The 3,145-nt window shown below is 68.7% G+C and carries 2 protein-coding genes, 1 tRNA gene and 1 pseudogene; 1 reads left to right on the top strand and 3 read right to left on the bottom strand.

Annotated elements, in window-relative coordinates; genetic code table 11:
* The 3 genes and pseudogenes from SFU54_RS07850 to SFU54_RS07860 all read right to left on the bottom strand — a co-directional run.
* Nucleotides 1-465: pseudogene (locus SFU54_RS07850) on the bottom strand (hypothetical protein); the annotation flags it as partial.
* Between the two features lie 3 nt (nucleotides 466-468).
* A complete protein-coding gene (locus SFU54_RS07855; RefSeq protein ID WP_319015729.1) occupies nucleotides 469-1,473 on the bottom strand; it encodes an SPFH domain-containing protein in 1,005 nt (334 codons plus the stop codon).
* Nucleotides 1,474-1,653: 180 nt separating this feature from the next.
* A tRNA-Ser gene (locus SFU54_RS07860) sits at nucleotides 1,654-1,744 on the bottom strand.
* Nucleotides 1,745-1,849: 105 nt separating this feature from the next.
* Between SFU54_RS07860 and radA the strand changes: the two genes are divergently transcribed.
* On the top strand, nucleotides 1,850-3,145 hold a 1,296-nt coding region (gene radA, locus SFU54_RS07865), incomplete at its 3' end, for a DNA repair protein RadA (RefSeq protein WP_319015730.1).

The raw sequence follows: 3,145 nt of genomic DNA on the forward strand, positions 1-3,145 counted from the left end.
GTCGTCGAGCGTCGCCTGCACCATGGCGCGCGCGGCGACGGATGCTCGCCCCGCGATCACTGCAGCGATCAGCTCACCGGCATCGGTGGCCGCGTGCGGAACGAGGATTCCCGCGTTGCGCTGCGGCTCGGGGTCGATGCCGATGACGGGTTGCCCGTCGAGGTACTTGGCCACATTGGCCACGAGCCCGTCTTGACCCACGATGACGATGACGTCTTCGGGCGAAAACACGTAGCGGTCAAGGTCGCCGCGCTCGACGCGCGCCTGACGCACCCCCTCCGGAATCGCCGCCGAGACGCGTGCGAGGCTCGACTGCATCGACTCGTGGCGGGCAATGACCTCGTCGATGCTGCGTCCTCGCGACGAGAGAAAGAACTCGGCCTGCCCGCGGGTCGCGTGGCGCGCGAGCAACTCGGTGTACTCGGTGCGGCGATGCACGAGCACCACGCGGGGAGCGAGGGCCACGGGCTACCTCTCGGGCGGAGCCGCAGACTCGGCGGGGGGCGCGGGCACCGGCGCAGCATCCGTCGCCGGGGTCACGGCGGGCGCTGCGGCGGGGGGCGCCGCCAAGCGGCTGAGCGCTTGCGTGATGACATCGGGGGTCAGGTTGAGCGTGCCGATGTTCGGCAGGTGCTCCGACGCGTTCTGGGCCGCGAGGGCCAGCAAGAGCGAGGTGTCAGCGTCGGCGTAGCTCGCGAGGCGGGCGGCCTCGGCGTCGGCGCGCGCGGCCCCGATCGTACGGGTCGACTCGGCACTTGCCTCGGTCTCGATGCGCTTGACGGCCGCGGCCTCGAGCGCGCGCTTCTGGGCGTTCGCGCCCTCTTGCGCCACGAGCAGTTCTTCGCGCTTGGCGAGTTCGATGCGCGACTGCAACTCGTTCTCGGCGATCGTGCGCTCGCGCTCAACCGCGGTGGCCCGCCGCTCGTAGGTGGCTTTATCGGCGTCTTGCTGCACTTGCTCGCGCAGCGGAGTCTCGAGAGCCTTCTCCAGGTCAGCGACGGGGCGGATGCTCACCACCCGCACCCCGATGACGACAATCGACGTCTCGGCCAAACGCTGGTCTTGCACGAGGCCGTCGAACATCGCTTGCCGAACGGTCGGCAGGCCCTTCGCGAGCAAGTCGACGAGTCCGCTCGTGGCGACGTGCTCGACGGCGTATTGCTGCGCGAGTTCGGTGATGCGCGCGGCAACCTTCTCGAGCGGGTCGCCGAGCCACTGGCCCGTGTAGGGATCGATGCCAAAGTTGATGCGGCGCGCGGCCACGCTCGGGTCGTCGAAACGATAGGTGACCGTGACCTGAATCGTGACGTCTTGAAAGTCAGAAGTGCGGGCGTGAAAAACCGCGGGCAACTCGGCCTCGGCCGTCGGCACTTCGCTGATGGCCGCGTTGAGCGCGCGAAAGTAGAAGGCGATGCCGACGCCCTCGTGGGCGACTTTGCCGCGACGCAAGTGAACGACGTGCACGGTGGGCATCGAACGAAGGTGTCGCATGAACGCGACGCGGCGAATGTCGGCCATCGGTGGGCTCCCGTCGGGGTGGAGGGTGTGCCCAGTCTAGAGAGCGGGCATCGCTCGCGGTATGCGCTGACCGTGAAACAACAAAACCCCCGAACGCAGTCGTTCGGGGGTCTTCTTGGTCTGGATCACAGACGGTGGCGGTGACGGTGGGATTTGAACCCACGGTGGGCTCAACACCCACACAACTTTTCGAGAGTTGCACCTTCGGCCGCTCGGACACGTCACCGCGAAAGAGTTTAGTACAGGCGGGAGGGCGGGTCGAACCGCGGGTGGCGAGAGCGAGCATCCGTCGCCCTGCGTCGTCGGGGGTGCCGCGTATTCTGAAGCGATCATGGCCAAACCCACCGCGAACTTCGTCTGCACCGAGTGCGGCTGGACGACCCTGAAGTGGGCCGGCCGCTGCGGCGAGTGCCAGCAATGGGGCACTGTCATTGAAAAGGATGCGCCGACGCGGCACACCGCGCCGGCCCGGGTTGCCGACGGCCGCGCCGCACGCCCCATCACCGAGATCGAACCGCGGGGCGAGAGCCACACGCCCACGGGCATCGCCGAGTTCGATCGCGTGCTCGGCGGGGGCATTGTGCCCGGCGCCGCCATTCTGCTGTCGGGCGAGCCCGGGGTCGGCAAGTCAACACTGCTGCTCGAGGTGGCCGCCCGCGCCGCCAAGCTCGGCCAACGCGTGCTCTACGTGAGCGCCGAAGAATCGGTGGCGCAAGTGCGCCTGCGCGCGGGCCGCACGGGTGCCCTCACGCCCGAGCTCTACCTGGCCTCCGAGACCGACCTGGCGACCATTCTCGGACAGATCGACGAGGTGCAGCCCGCTCTCGTCATCATTGACTCGGTGCAGACCGTGGCATCGTCGCTCGTCGACGGGCTCGCCGGCGGCGTCTCGCAGGTGCGCGAGGTCGCGGCCACCCTCATCCGTGTGGCGAAAGATCGCGACATCCCCGTCGTGCTTGTGGGCCACGTGACGAAAGACGGCACGATCGCGGGGCCGCGACTGCTCGAGCACCTCGTCGACGTTGTGTGTCAGTTCGAGGGCGACCGGCAGACCGCGCTGCGCTTCGTGCGAGCGCTCAAGAACCGCTTCGGCCCCACCGACGAGGTGGGTTGCTTTGAGATGACCGGCGACGGCATCGCCGAGGTCGCCGATCCGTCGATTCTGTTTCGCTCGGGTTCGACAACGCCCGTGAGTGGCACGTGCGTGGCGATCGCCATGGAAGGTCGCCGCGCCCTCCCCGTCGAGGTGCAAGCCCTCATCGTTGCGTCGAACGCCCCGCAGCCGCGCCGCGTCGTCAACGGTGTCGACTCGTCGCGCGTGGCCATGCTGCTCGCCGTGCTCGAACGCCGCTGCGGCATGCCGCTCTCTGGCTTTGACGTCTATGTCTCAACCGTCGGCGGAATCCGCCTGACCGAGCCCGCGGCCGACCTCGCCATTGCGCTGGCTGTCGCGAGCGCGCGTCGCGAAAAGGCTCTGGATGCCCACCTCGCCGCCATCGGAGAAATCAGTCTTGCCGGCGAAATCCGCGCCGTCTCGGGCGCCCCGCAGCGTGCCGCCGAAGGCGCGCGCCTCGGCTACACCACGGTGATCGACGCCTCGGCGCTGCACCTGCGCGAGGCCGTACGG

This window comes from Microcella sp. (assembly GCF_033763155.1).
GTDB lineage: Bacteria > Actinomycetota > Actinomycetes > Actinomycetales > Microbacteriaceae > Microcella.

Excerpts from the sequence above, each read along its gene's own strand:
- SFU54_RS07855 (WP_319015729.1), bottom strand. The coding sequence starts at position 1,473 with ATGCCCACCGTGCACGTCGTTCACTTGCGTCGCGGCAAAGTCGCCCAC.